12 protein-coding genes and 1 pseudogene are annotated in these 17,630 nt (G+C 64.3%); 5 read left to right on the top strand and 8 right to left on the bottom strand.

Going from position 1 to position 17,630, the window contains the following annotated elements:
* The first annotated feature begins 58 nt into the window (after positions 1–58).
* Positions 59–1,146, top strand: a pseudogene (locus CDQ92_RS14685) (PA0069 family radical SAM protein).
* A gap of 117 nt (positions 1,147–1,263) precedes the next feature.
* Here the strand turns inward: CDQ92_RS14685 and CDQ92_RS14680 are convergent.
* From CDQ92_RS14680 to CDQ92_RS14650, 7 genes are all read right to left on the bottom strand, one after another.
* A complete protein-coding gene (locus tag CDQ92_RS14680; RefSeq protein WP_088442080.1) occupies positions 1,264–2,862 on the bottom strand; it encodes a long-chain fatty acid--CoA ligase in 1,599 nt (532 codons plus the stop codon).
* 79 nt (positions 2,863–2,941) lie between these two features.
* Positions 2,942–6,430 carry a DNA polymerase III subunit alpha gene (dnaE, locus tag CDQ92_RS14675; protein WP_088442079.1) on the bottom strand — a complete coding sequence of 1,163 codons (3,489 nt, stop codon included), beginning with the start codon at positions 6,428–6,430 and terminating at the stop codon, positions 2,942–2,944.
* Positions 6,431–6,582: 152 nt separating this feature from the next.
* Entirely contained in the window at positions 6,583–7,059 is a 477-nt protein-coding gene (locus CDQ92_RS14670; RefSeq protein WP_088442078.1) for a glutathione peroxidase, read from the bottom strand.
* The gene (locus CDQ92_RS14665) at positions 7,056–7,709 is read right to left on the bottom strand and encodes a hypothetical protein (protein ID WP_229667365.1); all 654 of its coding nucleotides are present in this window, start codon (positions 7,707–7,709) and stop codon (positions 7,056–7,058) included. Before CDQ92_RS14665 ends, CDQ92_RS14670 begins: the two co-directional genes overlap by 4 nt.
* Before the next feature lie 24 nt (positions 7,710–7,733).
* On the bottom strand, positions 7,734–8,411 hold the full coding sequence (locus tag CDQ92_RS14660) for an ABC transporter ATP-binding protein (RefSeq protein ID WP_088442077.1): 678 nt from the start codon (positions 8,409–8,411) through the stop codon (positions 7,734–7,736).
* Positions 8,404–9,654: a lipoprotein-releasing ABC transporter permease subunit gene (locus CDQ92_RS14655; protein WP_088442076.1), complete on the bottom strand. Its 1,251-nt coding sequence runs from the start codon at positions 9,652–9,654 to the stop codon at positions 8,404–8,406. The genes CDQ92_RS14660 and CDQ92_RS14655 overlap by 8 nt, the downstream gene beginning before the upstream one ends.
* A gap of 573 nt (positions 9,655–10,227) precedes the next feature.
* On the bottom strand, positions 10,228–12,420 hold the full coding sequence (locus tag CDQ92_RS14650) for a TonB-dependent receptor family protein (protein ID WP_201792065.1): 2,193 nt from the start codon (positions 12,418–12,420) through the stop codon (positions 10,228–10,230).
* Here CDQ92_RS14650 and CDQ92_RS21300 point away from each other — a divergent pair.
* The 4 genes from CDQ92_RS21300 (at position 12,419) to CDQ92_RS14635 (ending at position 16,316) form a co-directional block, all read left to right on the top strand.
* Positions 12,419–12,580: a hypothetical protein gene (locus CDQ92_RS21300; RefSeq protein ID WP_162291074.1), complete on the top strand. Its 162-nt coding sequence runs from the start codon at positions 12,419–12,421 to the stop codon at positions 12,578–12,580. The two genes, CDQ92_RS14650 and CDQ92_RS21300, sit on opposite strands and share 2 nt — an antisense overlap.
* 79 nt (positions 12,581–12,659) lie before the next feature.
* Positions 12,660–13,694, top strand: coding sequence for an extracellular solute-binding protein (locus CDQ92_RS14645; protein WP_201792064.1), 1,035 nt, complete (start codon positions 12,660–12,662; stop codon positions 13,692–13,694).
* 71 nt (positions 13,695–13,765) lie between these two features.
* Positions 13,766–15,271, top strand: coding sequence for an ABC transporter permease (locus CDQ92_RS14640; RefSeq protein WP_088442074.1), 1,506 nt, complete (start codon positions 13,766–13,768; stop codon positions 15,269–15,271).
* A 10-nt stretch (positions 15,272–15,281) separates the two neighbouring features.
* Entirely contained in the window at positions 15,282–16,316 is a 1,035-nt protein-coding gene (locus CDQ92_RS14635; RefSeq protein WP_158213862.1) for an ABC transporter ATP-binding protein, read from the top strand.
* A gap of 34 nt (positions 16,317–16,350) precedes the next feature.
* On the opposite strand, the gene CDQ92_RS14630 is transcribed toward CDQ92_RS14635, so the two are convergent.
* Positions 16,351–17,595 carry a M14 family metallopeptidase gene (locus CDQ92_RS14630; protein WP_088442072.1) on the bottom strand — a complete coding sequence of 415 codons (1,245 nt, stop codon included), beginning with the start codon at positions 17,593–17,595 and terminating at the stop codon, positions 16,351–16,353.
* Between the last annotated feature and the right edge of the window lie 35 nt (positions 17,596–17,630).

Genomic DNA, 17,630 nt, shown 5'->3' with positions numbered 1-17,630 from the left:
GCGGGGGCGACGGATATTTGTTCTTTATTTGTTCTCGTTAAACAGATAAACTCTTTCGGTGGAACCCGCGAAACCCCTCCCCCCAATCGCCGGTCGCGGCGCTCCCTCCAACCCGCGCCCGACGCGCACCGGATCGCTCGACCGTGAGCCCGACGGCGACTGGCTCGACACCGCCGAATTGATCGACGACGCCCCAATGCCGCTGCGGACGACCGTCACCGTCGAACATCCCAAAACGATCATCGCGCGCAACACCTCACCCGACATCGGCTTCGACCGCTCGATCAATCCCTATCGCGGCTGCGAGCATGGCTGCATCTATTGTTACGCGCGTCCGACCCACGCTTTTCACGCCTGTCGCCCGGACTCGACTTCGAAAGCCGCCTGTTCGCCAAGCCCGACGCCGCCAAGCTACTACGCGCCGAACTCGCAAAGCGCGGCTACACTCCTGCTCCGCTCGCGATCGGCACCAACACCGATGGTTACCAGCCGATCGAGCGCGAATGGGGGATCACACGCTCGGTGATTGAGGTGCTCGCCGAGACGCGCCACCCGCTGCTCATCACCACCAAGTCCGATCGGCTGCTCCGCGACATCGACCTGCTCGCCGACATGGCGCGCGACAATCTGGTCGGCGTCGCGATCTCGGTCACGACGCTCGACCCGGCAGTCGCGCGCACGCTCGAACCGCGCGCCCCGCATCCCAAACGCCGCCTTGCCGCGATCCGCCAGCTAATCGATGCCGGGGTACCGACGCAGGTCAATATCTCGCCGATCATCCCCGCGATCACCGATCACGAGATCGAAGCGATCATGGCCGCGGCTGCACAAGCAGGCGCGATCCGCGCCTCCTACATCCTGATGCGCCTGCCCTACGAAGTCGCGCCCTTGTTCCGCGCGTGGCTCGCCGCGCACTATCCCGACCGCGCCGACAAGGTGATGCACATGGTGCAGGACATCCGCGGCGGCCGCGACAATGACTCCGGATTCTTCACCCGCATGAAGGGCCAGGGCGTCTGGGCCAACTTGATCCGCACCCGCGTGAAACGCGCTGCGCGGGAGCAGGGCATGGATCGCAGCTTTCCGCCGCTGCGCTCCGATTTTTTCAAACCACCCGAGCGGGATGGTCAGATGGAACTGTTTTGAATCCAAACCGTCGCCCAATGCACAATCTGTCATTGCGAGCGAAGCGAAGCAATCCAGAGCGGTTGACGCCGTCCCTAGATTGCTACGCTTCGCTCAATGACGAGAGATTGCAGGCAATTATGCCTCGGCCAGCGACTTCAGCCTATAATCCTTATAGTCGTCCCGGATCTGCCGCTTCAAAATCTTCCCCGTCGCCGTATGCGGCAACTCGTCAACAAACACGATCTCGTCAGGCAGCCACCATTTGGCGATCTTGTCCTGCAGATATTCGACGATGCTCGCCTCGCTCACCTCGGCCCCCGGTTTCTTCACGATCAGCAGGATAGGCCGCTCGTCCCACTTCGGGTGATAAACCCCGACCGCCGCGGCTTCCTGCACCCCCGGCGCACCCACCGCGGCATTTTCCAGTTCGATTGACGAAATCCATTCGCCGCCCGACTTGATCACATCCTTCGCCCGGTCGGTGATTTGCATGACGCCATCGGGGTGGATCACCGACACGTCGCCCGTATCGAACCAGCCGTCGGCATCCGCGGCATCGCTGTCGGCCCGGAAATAACGCTGAATGATCCATGGCCCGCGACATTGCAGCCGCCCGCTCGTCACGCCGTCGCGCGGCAATTCATTGCCTTCATCGTCAACGATGCGCAGCTCGACCCCGAACGGCGGACAGCCTTGCCGCGCCACCACATCGACGCGCTCGTCGAAACTCATCTCGTCCCAGTTCCACGGCCGCTTGCCCATCGTCCCGATCGGGCTGGTCTCGGTCATCCCCCACGCATGGCCGACGTCGATCCCCGCCTTCATAAAGCGTTCGATCATCGCCCGCGGGCAAGCCGATCCGCCGATGATGACGCGGTGCAGCTTGCCATAGTCGATGCCCGTCGCGTCCATATGCGCGAACATCGCGATCCACACCGTCGGCACCCCGGCGCTGTGCGTCACGCCTTCGCTATGCATGAGGTCGCATAGCACCGCCGCGTCGTTGGTCGCCGAAAACACCAGCTTCGCCCCCACCGTCGCCGCGGCAAAGGGGATGCCCCAGCTGTTGGCATGGAACATCGGCACGATCGGCAGGATCACGCTGCGGTTCGACATGTCGAACACGTCGGGCTGAATCTCGGTAATCGCGTGGATGACGTTCGAGCGATGTTCGTATAGCACCCCCTTGGGATTGCCGGTTGTCCCGCTGGTGTAGCACAGCCCGACCGGATCGCGCTCGTCGAGGTCCACCCATTCGAAGCTGCCATCCTCGGCGTCGATCAGGTCACTGTACGACAAATAGCCGTCCTGCGCCGGCGCATCGAACAGGATGAAATGCTCGACCGTCGGCAACTGGCTGCGCAGCCGCTCGACGATCGGCAGGAACATCGCGTCGAACAGCAGCACGCGGTCCTCGGCATGGTTGATGATATAGACCAGCTGCTCGTCGAACAGCCGCGGGTTTACCGTATGCAGCACGCCGCCCAGGCCCGCGCTGCCGTACCAGCTGACCAGATGATGGCCATGGTTCATCGCCAGCGTCGCAATGCGGTCTCCCTTGATCATGCCCAGCCTGACCATCGCCGCAGCGAACCGCCGCGCGTCCTGCCCGACCTCGCCCCAGTTCGATCGCGTCAAACTGCCATCGGCCCAGCGCGAGACGATTTCGCGCCCCGCATGTTCGCGCGCGGCATGGTCGATCAGGCTGGTGACCAGCAGCGGCTGGCTCTGCATTCCGGACATTTGGGCATTCCTCTCTTGTTTCCCCAAGGGATAAGGCGAGGACGGCGCTTTGCGCAAGCGTGAAGCGGGATCAGCGCACCCGAAAATCGCGCGGCGCCACCAGCGACAGCGCGGTTTCGCTGATCCCGGCCACCGTTTCGAGACGCGACACGACATCGGGGCCAAGCGCGAAGCGGCGGCCCAGGCATATCCTGATTTCGCCGCCGGTGTCGGGGTCGGCGGCCACGACGATCACCTTGCCGCGCGCATCGTCGCGCTTTTCCAGCAGCCGCGCCATGTCGGCGATCGCCTCGGGCAGCGCCACGCGGCACGTCAGCTCCAGCGCCGCGGTCGCCGCAATCTCCGCCAGCGGCTGCGCCCCGCGCACCGTAACGCGCGGCGTTTCTTCGCCTTCGAGCAGGTCGAGCTCGACCGACAGGATCGCGCAGCCGCCATCGACCGCCAGTGTTTCCAGTAGCTTGCATGTCTGTTCGTCGAAACAACTCGACTGGAACTGGCCGCTGCGGTCCGACAGCGTCAAATTCAGGAACCGGTTGCCGCGCTGCGACACCCGCGCCTTGGCGTTTTCGACCATCCCCGCCATCATCATCGGGATCCGCGTCCCCGGCGTCATTTCGACCTGCGAACAGATGTCGCCGTAAGTTCGCGCCCCGCGCGCCGCGACGATCGCCTCATATTGCTCGACCGGATGCGACGAGAAGTAGAATCCGAACGCCTCTTTTTCGCGCGTCATTCGCTCGGCGAGTGTCCACGGTTCGGCGGTCGGCAATTGCAGCACCGGCGCGACATCTATGTCCCCCCCAAACAAGCCGCCCTGTCCGGTCGACCGCTCGTGCGCCGAGCTATTAGCGCAGGCGAGCAGGCTTTCGGCCCCGGCGTAGGCACGCGGGCGATTGGGCTCGATACTGTCGAACGCCCCCGCCCCCGCCAGCGCCTCGATCTGGCGCCGGTTGAGGAGTTTCGGATCGATCCGGCTGGCGAAATCGTCGAGGCTGGCAAAATCGCCCTTCGCCTGCCGCTCGGCGACCAGCGCCTCCATCGCCCGCTCGCCGACCCCCTTCAGCGCGCCGAGCGCAAAGCGCACCGTCAGCTCGTCGCCGCTCTGCCCAACCGAAAAATCGGCCTCGCTTTCGTTGATCGACGGAGGGGCCACCACGACACCCGACCGGCGCATGTCGTCAATAAAGATCGACAATTTGTCGGTCTGATGGCTGTCGAACGACATCGACGCGGCGAAGAATTCGTGCGGATAATGCGCTTTCAGCCAGGCCGTCTGATACGACAGCAATGCGTAGGCGGCAGCGTGGCTCTTGTTGAAACCATAGCCCGCGAACTTGTCGATCAAATCGAACAGCTCATTCGCCGCCTTCGGCGCAATCTGGTTATGCTCGCCGCAGCCTTTGACAAAGGTGTCGCGCTGCGCGTCCATCTCTGCCTGGACCTTCTTGCCCATCGCGCGGCGCAGCAGGTCGGCGCCGCCGAGGCTGTAACCGGCGAGGATCTGCGCCGCCTGCATCACCTGTTCCTGATAGACAAAGATGCCATAGGTTTCGGCGAGAATGCCCTCGAGCAGCGGGTGCGGATAGGCGATCGCCTCGCGCCCGTTCTTGCGCGCCCCGAACAGCGGGATATTGTCCATCGGTCCGGGGCGATAGAGCGCAACGAGCGCGATGATGTCGCCGAAATTGGTCGGTTTCACCGCCGACAGCGTGCGCCGCATCCCTTCGGATTCCAGCTGGAACACCCCGACCGTCTCACCGCGCTGGAGCAGTTCATAGACCGCCGGATCTTCCCACGCGAGCGTATCGAGATCGACGTCGATGCCGCGCAGCGCGAGCAGGCGCCGCGCCTCTTTCAGCACCGACAGCGTCTTGAGCCCGAGAAAGTCGAACTTCACCAGCCCAGCGCTCTCGACATATTTCATGTCGAACTGCGTCACCGGCATGTCCGAGCGCGGGTCGCGATAGAGTGGCACCAACTGGTCGAGCGGGCGGTCGCCGATCACCACCCCGGCGGCGTGTGTCGAACTATGCCGTGGCAGGCCTTCCAACTGGCGCGCCATGTCGAACAGGCGGCGCACCCCGTCGTCCTGCTTATATTCGGTCATCAGCTCGGACACGCCGTTCAATGCGCGCTCAAGCGTCCACGGATCGGTCGGATGGTTCGGCACCAGCTTCGCCAGCCGGTCGACTTGGCCATAGCTCATCTGGAGCACGCGCCCGGTGTCCTTCAGCACCGCGCGCGCTTTCAGCTTACCAAAGGTGATGATCTGCGCGACGGTGTCGCGGCCATATTTTTCCTGCACATAGCGAATGACTTCGCCGCGCCGCGTTTCGCAGAAATCGATGTCGAAGTCGGGCATCGACACGCGCTCGGGGTTGAGGAAGCGTTCGAACAGCAACCCCAGCTTGAGCGGATCGAGATCGGTGATCGTCAGCGCCCACGCGACCACCGAACCCGCGCCCGAACCGCGCCCCGGCCCGACCGGAATATCCTGCGCCTTCGCCCATTTTATGAAGTCGGCCACGATCAGGAAGTAGCCGGGGAAGCCCATCTGGGTGATCACCCCGACCTCAAAATCGAGCCGGTCGATATAGGTCTGGCGCTCCTCGTCCGACAGCTCGGCATAGAGCGCCAGCCGCGCGTCAAGCCCTTCACGCGCGTCGCGCGCCAGCTGCGCCGCCTCGGCCTCGCGATCACCCGCGAGGCTCGGCAGGATCGGGGCGCGGTTCGGCGCCATGAACGCGCAGCGCTGCGCGACGACCAGGCTGTTGCGCATCGCCTCGGGCAGGTCCGAAAACGCATCCTCCATCGCCTCGGCGGGCTTCAGCCACGCCTCGGGACTGCTCACGCGGCGGTCGGTGCTTTCGACATAGGCCGATTGCGCGATACAGAGCATGGCGTCGTGCGCGGGGTGGAATTGCGGTTCGACAAAGCTCGCCGGGTTCGTCGCCACCAGCGGCAGCGCGCGCGCATAGGCCAGGTCGATCAGCACCTTTTCAGCGGCGATCTCGGCAGCGTCGCCGCGGCGCGAAAGTTCGATATAGAGCCGCCCGGCGAACAGCGCCTCCAACTGCTCGATATAATCATTCGCCGCGACTGCCTGCTCGCCCGCCAGCAAGCGCGTCAGCGCGCCCTCGCCGCCCGCGGTCAGGCAGATCAGCCCGTTGGTCCGCCCCGCCATGTCCGCCAGCGTGACGTGCGGGTCCATCTCGACCGGGCGGCCCAGATGCGCGTGCGACACCAGCGCGCACAGATTACCATATCCCGTCTCGTCCTGCGCATAGAGCGCCAACCAGTCGATCTGCGGCGCGCCGTTCGCCAGCCGCTGCCCCGGCCGCGCGACGCTGAGCAGCGCCCCGACGATCGGCTGCACCCCCGCCGCCTTGCACGCATCGCCAAACGCCATCGCGCCGTACAGCCCGTTGCGGTCGCAGATCGCGATCGCCGGAAACCCGCGCTCGCGAGCCGCCTTGGCAATCGCCTTCGGCTCGATCGCCCCTTCGAGCATCGTGTAGCTGGAAAAGACGCGCAGGGGGACAAAGGGGCTGTAGGCCATGGCGGGGACGCTAGCGCCGCCCAGATGATTCGACCATGGCTTCGATTCACAAAATCGTCATTGCGAGAAGCCGAAGGCGACGCGGCAAACCATGGCCTGCGTAAACCGCCCTAGATTGCTTCGCTGCGCTCGCAATGACGAGCTATTGGGATCTACCCCAACAATTCTTCAATCTCTTTCCTGAGCTGCTCTGGCTTCGTCGTCGGCGCATGCCGCGACACCACTTTGCCGTCGCGCCCGACCAGAAACTTTGTGAAATTCCACTTTATCCCGCTGCCCAGCAGCCCGGTCTTTTCCTGCTTCAGATGCTTGAATATCGGATCGGCGTCATCGCCGTTGACCTCGATCTTCGCCATCACCGGAAAGCTGACATCATAGGTAAGCGAACAGAAATTCGCGATCTCGCTTGCGTCACCCGGCTCCTGCGCGCCGAACTGATTGCATGGGAAAGCCAGCACCTCGAACCCGCGATCCTTGTAGTCCCGATACAGCTCCTCCAGCCCTTCATATTGCGGGGTAAAACCGCATTTGGACGCGGTATTGACGATCAGCAGCACCTTGCCGCGATAATCCGCCATCGAATGCATCGCCCCACCGGGCAGCGGCGCCGAAAAATCATAAAGGCTCATGGTCTTTTCTCCCCCGCTTGGCGCGGTCTGTAGATGAAATCGAAACTGGTTGCCCATGTCAGGCCGTGATCGGTCGATTGCTCGCCATGCTGGCGCACCGACCCGTCGGGCTGCTTGCTATATGTCATGCGGATCAGCCCGTCCTGCCCATTGGCGACGACATTCGCCCAATGACCGGTCAGCACCATCTTGCCGTTCGCGGGTCCGCCGTCGAAATCGACCCGTGCGCCGCTGCTGTCGACCCACGCCTGCCGCCAGCGGCGACGTTCGGCGTCAAAATGGCTGAACGACCCGCCGCCGCCGCCCTTCAGCGGTTGCCACGTCTCGCGGATCGCACAGCCCGCGAACATCGCCTCGATGCTGCTCGTCGCCACCTGCGCACTGCTTCCATTCGCATAGACATCCCACTCCCCGACCCAAAAGTCGAAGGCGCGATAGTCGGGCGCCGTGCAAGCCGATTGAACCAGCGGCGGCGCGACGGGCGCCGATACGGGCGGCGGCGACGGTGGCAGCAGGATGGGAGGCGGTGGTGGCGCCGGCGACGACGGCATCGGAATAGGCGGCGGTGGCGGTGGCGGTGACTGGGCTTGCCCCGGTTGAGCCACCACCCATGTCAGCGCAATCAGCAAAAACAGCCTGTACCGGATCATGCGCTCACCCCCTGCGAATGCAGCCTACGCTTCAATCCGCCCGTCATGCAAGCGCAGCACGCGGTCCATCCGCGCCGCCAGCCGTTCGTTGTGCGTCGCCACCAACGCCGCCGAGCCATGATCGCGCACCAGCGACACGAACTGGTCGAACACTCGGTCGGCGGTCGCCTCGTCCAGATTGCCCGTCGGCTCGTCCGCCAGCACCAGCATCGGCCGGTTCGCCAACGCCCGCGCCACCGCGACGCGCTGCTGTTCGCCGCCCGACAGCTTGCTCGGCTTGTGCTGCAATCGCTCACCCAGCCCCAGTCGCCCGAGCAGCTCCGCCGCGCGTTCCTCGGCGTCGGCCTGCGCGGTCCCGCGGATCAGCTGCGGCAACACGACATTCTCGATCGCGTTGAAATCGGGCAGCAGGTGGTGGAACTGATAGACGAAGCCGATCTTCTCCCGCCGCGTCTTGGTTCGCTCGCTCTGATCATATTGCGTCACGTCGGCGCCATCGATGCGGATCGTTCCGTCGAACCCGCCTTCGAGCAGCCCGACGGCCTGCAACATCGTCGACTTGCCCGATCCCGACGGCCCGAGCAGCGCAACGATCTCGCCGCGTTTCAGATGCGCATCGACCCCGCGCAGCACGTCGATCGTCACATCGCCCTGCGTGAAACTGCGCCTGAGCGCGGTCAGCTCGAGGATCATGTCACTCATAACGCAGCACCTGCACCGGATCGGTATTCGCCGCCTTGAACGCGGGATAGAGCGTCGCGAGGAAGCTGAACACCACCGCCATCAACGCAATCCCCGCGACTTCGAACGGATCGGGCTTCGACGGCAATTCGGTCAGGAAGCGGATCGACGGATCCCAGAGCGGCTGGCCGGTCAGAAACTCGACCCCGCGCAGCACACCCTGCCGGAAATAGAGCAGGCCGAAGCCGAGCGCCATTCCCATCAGCGTCCCCGCAATCCCGATCGACAGCCCGATCGCCATGAAGATGCGCAGCACGGCATCACGGGGCGCTCCCATCGTGCGTAGGATCGCCATGTCGCGCGTCTTGGCGCGCACAAGCATGATTAGTGAAGACACGATGTTGAAAGCGGCGACCAGCACGATCAGCGACAGGATGACGAACATCGCCACCCGCTCGATCGACAGCGCCTCGAACAGGCTGCTGTTCATCTGCCGCCAGTCGGACACCACCGCCTGCGCCGCGACCTTTTCCTTCAGCGGCGCGAGTATCTCGCCAACCTTGTCGGGGTCGGTGACCTTGACCTCGATCATCCCGACCTGATCGCCGCTGAGCAGTAACAGCTGCGCATCCTCCATCGGCATCACGACATACATCTTGTCGAAATCATAGACCCCGATCTCGAACACCGCGGTCACCCGGTAACTGATCTCGCGCGGCACCGTCCCGAACGGCGTCGGTCGCCCCTGCGGATTGATGATCGTCAAATTCGACCCGACCGTCGCGCCGATGTTGCGCGCGAGTTCGCTACCGATCGCCACATTACCGGCATTGGCGGTCAACGTGTTCAGATTGCCCTGCAACACCTTGCCGCCCAGCGTCTGGTTGTTGCGAATGTCGGGCACCGTCATGCCGCGCACCAATATGCCCTCGACGCGGCCATTGAAGGTGGCGAGCAAAGGCTGTTCGATCAACGGCGTCGCCGACACCACATCGGGCGTCGCTTTCGCCTGTTTCAGCACCTCGCGCCAGTCGTCGAGCCGCCCACCGAACCCCTGCACCACCGCATGGCCGTTCAGCCCGACGATCTTGTCGAACAGGTCGGCGCGCACCCCGTTCATCACGCTCATCACGATCACCAGCGCCGCGACGCCCAGCGTGACGGCGACAAAGCTGAACGCCGCCGCAATAAAGATGAATCCTTCGCCGCGCTGCGGAAGCATATAGCGTTTGAAGATGGTGCGTTCGTAAGGACGCAGAATCATGGGGTGATGGGCCTTTGCAGCGCAATTAAGATGACACGCATGCGGTCGCTTTAAGCAGAGCCCGCACCGCTGGCAATGGCCACTGGCATGCGCGTCTTTTGCGAGCCAGTCGCAGAATATGTTGCCCATCGGCCACAGCAGGGGCCAAAAGCGCCGCCGAACGGCTTGCACAGGGTGACAAACTGCCCCCTTGCGCCTAGCCCGATGACTTCTGGATCAAGCGGCCCCAAGGCCCGGTTCCGGGGAGTGCAAGCCTTTCGCCAGGCTTGCAACAAAAGGGGATGGCGAGTGTTCGTCACACGCGCCCGGGTCTCGAAAACGAGGCCCGGGCGTTGTGATTCCAGCGCGGTGCGCCGCACCCAACGAACGCACGGTTACGCATAGCCAATCGGCATCGGGCGCGCCTGCCTTTTTCCCATCGCTCAGCCTCGCCCTCGTGCGGCGGTCGTGCCGCCCGCGGATCGTCACTATCGACACCGTTGCAAACATCGATGCAAGGACAGGAAGGAGGCAGTATCGCCCTCACCCTGTCCTTGTTTCCGGAAACGACCGGCGCGGTGACTTTGTGCGGCGTCAGAAGCGCGCGCGGATGCCGCCGAGCGCCAGTCGCGGCGCTCCGGGGCGGGCGCCTGCGGGAGAGAAAGCGGCATTATAGGTTACGTCGAACAGATTCTGGACCGAACCGAACAGTGAGACTTTGGGCAGCAGATCGACTTCGGCGGACAAATCGATCAGCACGCGGTCGTCGATGCGGTCCGCGGGCACGATCGCGCCGCGACCGGCGGTGGCGCGCGCCTTGCCGACCCAGTTCAGCGTCGCGTTCAGCCGCGCAGCCTTGAGCGCCAGGCCAGCGTTCACCGTCATCTGATGGCGCGGCAGATAGGGCAGCCGGTCGCCCGCGGTCACCGTCCCCCACGGCTCGTAACCGCTAGCGAAGCTGGTTTTGAACTGGGCGTCGGTGACAGTGTAGGCGAGCGACACCGGCAACTCGAAGCCGTCGTTCGCAATGCGCCCGAACGTCCGCCCGGCAGTGATTTCGACGCCTTTGACATCTACTTCGCCGCCCGCGAACTGGTCGCCGATGTTGCAATCGCCACCGGTCGAGGCGGTGCAGGTGCCGACCAGATTCGTATAATCGTTAAAAAAGCCGATGACTTCAGTGCGCCAAGCCTCATTGCCGAGCTTGACCCCCGCCTCGTAATTCCACGACGTTTCAGGATCGATCGTTGATCCAGGGCCGGGGCTTGCGAACCCGCGATGCGCGCCCGCGACGATCCGCACATTCTCGGCCGGGCGCCACGTCGCCGAGATCCCCGGAATGAACACATCGACGTTCGACTTTGCAACGGTTGTCGCGCCCGATCGTGCAGGATCGGTCAAGGCCCAACGCGTTTGCCGAAGGTCGATCGCTTCGTAGCGCAGGCCGGGAACAATCGTGACGTTGCCCGCGTCGATCGTGTCGCGGATAAAAAAGGCCCAGGCCTTGGCGTCGCCGATGCGATTGTCCTGGCCGCCGGGCGCGCCCGCCGTCGTCAGCATCATGCGAGAGTTGACCATCTGGTAACGGTCGTCCTGCTGCAAACGATCCTCGTCATCCTCGTGGTAGCGCGCCGAAAGTTCGAGTGTGTGGGCGACGCCGCCGGTGCCGAACCGGGCCGTGAGCACGCTCTGCACGCCAGTTGCCTGATAGACGCGGTTGTTGTTGCGCACGCGCAGCGCACCCGCCCGTCCGGTAAAGCCGTTGGCGCCAATCAGATCGGCCATTTGCAACGGATTGGCAACGGGATTGTCGAGCACGCTGCCGATCGTCACCCAGCCGGTGTTCGCGCTGTTGCGAACGTCGTTGAGCTTGTACCAGGCGCGCGCCGTGTCGGTGCGATAGGCGACCGTGGTCAGATTGATGTTCGGCGTGATGTCGAACCGGTGGCTAAACTGATAGGTCGTGTGCGCGACGTCCATCACGTCGACCTGACTGCCGTTATAGCGGCGGTTCGGCGACACGGCGAACTCGGCGAGCGTCAGACCCAGATAGGTTTCGTTGCTGGTCTCGTCGTAGTTCTGGTATTTGAACTCGAGCGCGTGCCGGCCGTCGACGCTCCGCAGACCCAGTTTCAAGGTCCAGTCGGTAATCTCGAACCCGGTATCGCCACCGATGTCGAGCGTCTTGAAGCCGCTCGAATGCTCATACAGTCCTTCGGCAAGCGCGCCGATTTCCATACCGGCGCCCAGGGACGCCCAGCCGCCAGCCCAGCCATGCGCCCGCCTGCCGTCATGGTTGCCGATCAGCAATTCGGCCTTGCCCGCCAGCGTTCCCGCCGCAACGTCGGGGATCGGCGTCGAAAACAGGTTCAGCGCACCGCCGACTGTCATCGGGCCATATTTGATTGCGGCCGGGCCCTTGGCCACCTCAACCGCGGCGATCCGCGCGGGGCGCGGGAAATAATAGGCAGCGGGGGCCGAATAGGGTGCGGGGGCGATCAGCACCCCGTCTTCCATCACCGTGATCCGGCCGTTGCGGTCGGTACCCGATCCACGGATGCCGATGTTAGGGCGCAGGCCGAAACCTTCCTCTTCCTGAAGATAGACGCCCGGAATCTGACGCAGCACGCGGTTGATGTCGCCATAGGAAAAGCGCTGGAGGTCGGCGGTGTCGAGCCGCTGTACCGAGCCGCCGATGTCAAGCGTGTCCGACTTTGATCCCGTCACCACGATACTATCGATGATCTGCCCCGATCCCGCGTCAACTACGGCGGCGGTTTCGGCCATGGCCGTCGGGCTCGACAATCCCGCGATCAGCAACGCGCAGCAGCTAACACTCATTCTGGTCGGCATCGGGCCGGTCATCCTTTCGATTCGAATCGACGTGCCCACTAATGACAATCACTATCATTTGCAACGCGCCGATTGCGCCGCGAATGAAAGATAACGCATCGCACACGAGATATATTGCGAGCGGTTCTCAATAATGATAGGCCTAAGGCCCATCCTCCAGAGAAAGATCGATCGTGCGGAATTTATGGATTTTGGCGGCAACAAGCGGCGCTATGGCGCTGGGCGGCTGTTCGGGCGGCGAGAAGACCGCGGGCACGCAGGAGGTCAATCTATACACCGCGCGCCATTATGACAGCGACCAGGCTCTTTATGAGCGGTTTACCAAGGAAACCGGCATCAGGATCAACCGCATCGAGGGCAAGGCCGACGAGCTGGTCGCGCGGATGAAGAGCGAGGGCGCGAACAGCCCCGCCGATTTGTTCATCACCGCCGATGCGGGCGCACTGTGGCGCGCGCAGCAGGCGGGCCTCTTCCAGCCGACGGTTTCCGAAACGCTGACGGCACGCATCCCTGCCAACCTGCGCGAACCAGGCGGCAACTGGTATGGCTTCATGCGCCGGGCCCGCGTCGTCGCCTATGACGCGGCCAAGGTGAAGCCCGAAGAAATCGACGATTATGCCAAGCTCGCCGGGCCGCGCTTCAAGGGGAAAATCTGCGTCCGGTCATCGGACAGCGTGTATAACCTCTCGCTCGTCGGCGCGCTGATCGAGGCATGGGGTCCCGACCGGGCGGGCGAATGGGTCAAGGGCATCGTCGCTAACATGGCGCGGCCGCCCGAAGGAGGCGACCGCGACCAGATCCGCGCCGTTGCTGCAGGGGTGTGCGAAGTCGCGATCACCAACAGCTATTATTACATCCGATTGGCGACCGGCGACGATGCTCAGGACCGGGCAGTAACCGACAAGGTCAAACTCGGCTTCCCGAGCCTGGATGGCAAGGGTGCGCATGTGAACATCTCGGGTGGCGGCGTGGCGAAGAACGCGCCGAACCAGGCCAATGCCGTCAAGCTGCTCGAATTTTTCGCCTCGACGGATTCGCAAAAGCATATTTCGGCAAACAATAACGAATATCCTGCCTCGCCCGACGTCCCGGCCCCGCCGCCCGTCGATGCCTATGCCAACTTCACCGCCAACCCAATGAGCGTCGCCGCCTTTGCGGCGCGGCAGCCGGCGGCGCAGTCGTTGATGAGCGCGGCGGGCTGGCGCTGACGACGGCCGCCGCCCTTCGCCTCTCTGTCCCGTCACCACTTGCCAGCCTCGCCGCGCTGGCGGGGCTGGCGGTGGCTTTGCCGCTGATCGGTGTGCTGCTCGCCGCATTCGGGACCGACACCGCCGACATCGCGGGCCGCGACATCGCGCGCTACGCGCTGACCTCGGCGTGGCTGGCGCTGCTTGTGGGTTGTTTCACGGCAGTGACGGGGACGACCGCGGCCTGGCTGGTGGTGATGCATCGCTTTCCCGGCCGCGGTGTGTTCGCCTGGGCGTTGGCGCTGCCGCTTGCGACCCCGGCCTTTGCGCTGGCCTATGGCTATGCCGATCTGTTCGATGTCGCGGGATCGCTGCGCATCTGGCTGCGCGACACGACGGGACACGATCTGCCGTTCGAAATGCGCAGCATCGGCGGCGCCGCCTTCATCCTGTCGGCGGCTTTTTATCCCTATGTCTATCTCGCGATGCGCGCTGCTTTCTTGAACCAGTCAGTGAATGTGCTGGAGGCGGCGCGGATGCTCGGCTGCGGCGGCCGGCACGCACTGTGGCGCGTGGCGCTGCCGATGGTTCGGCCCGCGCTCGCCGCGGGGGTCGCGCTGGCGGTGATGGAAACGCTCGCCGATTATGGCGCGGTCCAGTTCCTCAGCGTCCAGACGTTGACCACCGGCATCGTGCGCGCCTGGTCGGTCTATGGCTCGACGGTCAGCGCGGCACGGTTCGCGCTGCCTTTGCTGGCCGCGGCGGCGCTGCTGCTGTGGATCGAGCGCGCCAGCCGCCGGGGCGCGACGCACGAAACGGGCAAGGCGCGCTGGCGAACAATCGATGTGCAGCCGCTCGCCGGGGTGCGGCGCTGGCTCGCCTTCGGCTTTTGCCTGTCGCTGCTGACGGCGGGATTGCTGCTCCCTGTCGGGTGGCTGATCTGGAACCTCGCGCAGACGACGCCCGATTGGGCGCGGCTCGTCGCGGCGACGCGCAACAGTCTGTTGCTCGGCTTCGCCGGAGCCTTGGTCACGGTCGCGCTTGCAACGATGCTGGCGCTCGGGACGCGGCGCCTGCCGATCGCGGCCCGGATCGCCAGCCTCGGCTATGCAACGCCCGGCGCTGTGATGGCGATCGGCTTGCTCGCGCCTGCCGGGCTGATCTGGAACCTCGCGCCAGGATCAGGCACAGCCGTTGCGATCGTGCTGCTCGTCCTTGCCTATGCGGCGCGGCTGATGGCCGCCGCGCTCGAACCGATCGATGCGGGGCTGGCACGTGTCACGCCGTCGATGCGCCATGCCGCGCGCACGCTGGGGCGCGGCGAGGCAGGCGCGGCGTTCGCGGTCGATCTGCCAGTCGCGCGCGGCGCGCTGCTGACTGCGCTGCTGATCATCTTCATTGATGTTCTGAAAGAACTGCCGGCGACGCTGATCCTGCGCCCGTTCGATTTCGACACGCTCGCGGTGATCGCGAACAATTATGCGCTCGACGAACGGCTGGGACAGGCGGGCCTGCCGTCGCTACTGATCGTCGCGCTGTCGCTGCCCGCCGTCATCTGGCTGACACGCCGCATTGCGACCGCGCGGCCCGGCGACTAGGCACCTTATCGTGACCGATGATCCCGTTCTCGAACTGCGCGATGTCGTGCGCGATTATCCCGGCCGCACCGCGGTCGACGGCGCGTCCTTCGCCTTGCCGTCTGGCGGGATAACCTGCCTGCTCGGCCCGTCAGGCTGCGGAAAAAGCACCTTGCTGCGCCTGATCGCGGGGCTGGAACCCGTCGATGCCGGCGAAATCCGTATCCGCGGGCACGCCGTCGCTGTACCAGGGACGACCGCGGCGCCCGAACATCGCGGCGTCGGGCTGGTGTTTCAGGACAATGCGCTATTCCCGCACCTCAATGTCAGCGCCAATGTCGGCTTCGGCCTCGCCGCCATGGCCGCCGACGCCCGCCGCGCCCGCGTCGCGGCGCTACTCGACCGCTTCCACATCGCCCATCTCGCGGACGCCTGGCCGCATATGCTGTCGGGCGGCGAGCAACAGCGCGTGGCGATCGCGCGCGCGCTGGCGCGCGAACCGTCGCTTCTGCTGCTCGATGAGCCTTTTTCGGGTCTGGACGGCCATCTGCGCGGCGCAGTGCGCGATGCGCTCCTCGCTGATATTCGCGCGGCGGGCACGAGCGTCCTGATCGTCACCCACGATCCCGAAGAGGCGATGATGATCGCCGACAATCTGATCCTGATGGCCGCGGGCCGCATCGTCCAGACCGGCCGGCCTGAGGATTGTTACCATCAGCCCGTATCAATCGCGGCGGCGCGGCTGCTTGGCGATGTCGCGGTGATCGATGCCGTCGTGACGAACGGGATTGCCGATACTGCGCTCGGTGCCGTCCAAGCCGATGCCATTCCAGACGGCGCCGCAAAGCTTGCTGTCCGGCCTGATGCGATTGTTCGAAGCCCGGCGGGCGTTGCTGCGACGGTCTCGGCGACCCGCTTCGCTGGGCACCTTTATATCGTCGAAGCTTTTGCGGCGGACCAGCACTTCACCATTCAACTGCCGGGTAAACCTCCGGCGATCGGCGAGCAGGTGACCTTGGCGCTTCGCCTGGATGTCCGGGCGCTCGTTGTGCGGGATGGTGATTGAATGCCTGTGGTCGTGAATGCCTCCGATAGCGAAGTCAAGGTGCGGGCGTCGCGAGCATCGTTTCCATCATCGCCAGCGCCGACTCTCGTCCAATTCTTGCGATGAGTGCCCGGTCGGTGTCATCACCGATTTCAAACGTCGCGGTGGGGACACCATAGGTTTCATAGACCCATGATTTGGCGGTTGGCAGTCCAGGATTATGGCTGGAATCGCGTTCGACGTGATAGCCGGGCATTCGGTCCTGATAGCGCGCCAGCCAATCGGCAGCGAAGCGGGGCGGATCGGTAATCGTGGCGTCCGGCAAAGTGTAAAAGACATCTTTGCGGGTCGAATGAAAATCAAGGAAGAGCCGCAGCGTCCGGGCCGGATCGTCGGCAATTTCTTTAAGCAAACCCTGGATCAACCGGGTCTCAGCCTGGGTGAATGGACCCCAGTCGCGATTTAGGTCGAGCCCGCCGATGGCGTGACGCCAATGCCCTCGCGCTACGCCATCGGGATTGAGCATCGGCACGACGATCGTGGAAAAGCGCGCCCGATAAGCTGTCGCGATCGGCTCATCCGACAGGATTGTATCTACAAAGGCCAGCATCGCCTGCGCACCGGTGATTTCCGGGGGATGCTGGCGGCCGACCAGTACCACCTGTTCGCGCGGCGGCGTCGGGGCGGACGTGATGGTGAGTTGTTGGATGCTGCGGCCCTCGGCGGACCGGCCCAGAATGGAGAGGCGGGCGTCAGGATGGCGAGCCTTTTCGGCGAGCCAATGATCGTTGGTCGAAGGAGCAATGATTTCCTGCCCGGCGACAAACAGCGGCCCAGCGCCCATCTGGATCCGCAGCTGCGCCTGCTTGATCCCGTTGTTTTCGAATAAAGTCACGTCTTTGGCGGGCAGGTGCGTCCAACGCACCCCGTCTTCGCTGACTTTTGGCCAATAGCGATGCCCGCAGGCAGTATAGTTCAGCGTGATCGTGACCCGCTGGCCGCGCTTTACCCCAGGTTGGGGGGTCAGGCGAAAGGCATACCAGGCGCTGCAATTGATCGGCGGCGCATCTTCGGGCGTCAGCGTCACAGCCAGTTCGTGCTTGCCCAGCGTTTCGCAACGCGCCGCGGCGGCGGTCGGAAAATTAGTGTCGAGCCGCACCTGACCGTTTGCGCATCCCGCCTTTGCCGGCGCGGCGACCGGAACCGCCGATGCGGCGGTGTCGACGGCATGTGCTGACCCAGACGCGAGCAAAAGCGCGGCTATCGATACGGAAAGGCCGTGGCGGATCATGTGTTTCATTCCCGCCACGCCTTTCTCATGCGATTATCCTCAGA

Source organism: Sphingopyxis bauzanensis (assembly GCF_002205675.1).
Lineage (GTDB): Bacteria > Pseudomonadota > Alphaproteobacteria > Sphingomonadales > Sphingomonadaceae > Sphingopyxis > Sphingopyxis bauzanensis.
The sequence above is the reverse complement of the archived record's forward strand: the minus strand, read 5'-3'. Positions and strand labels throughout refer to the sequence as shown.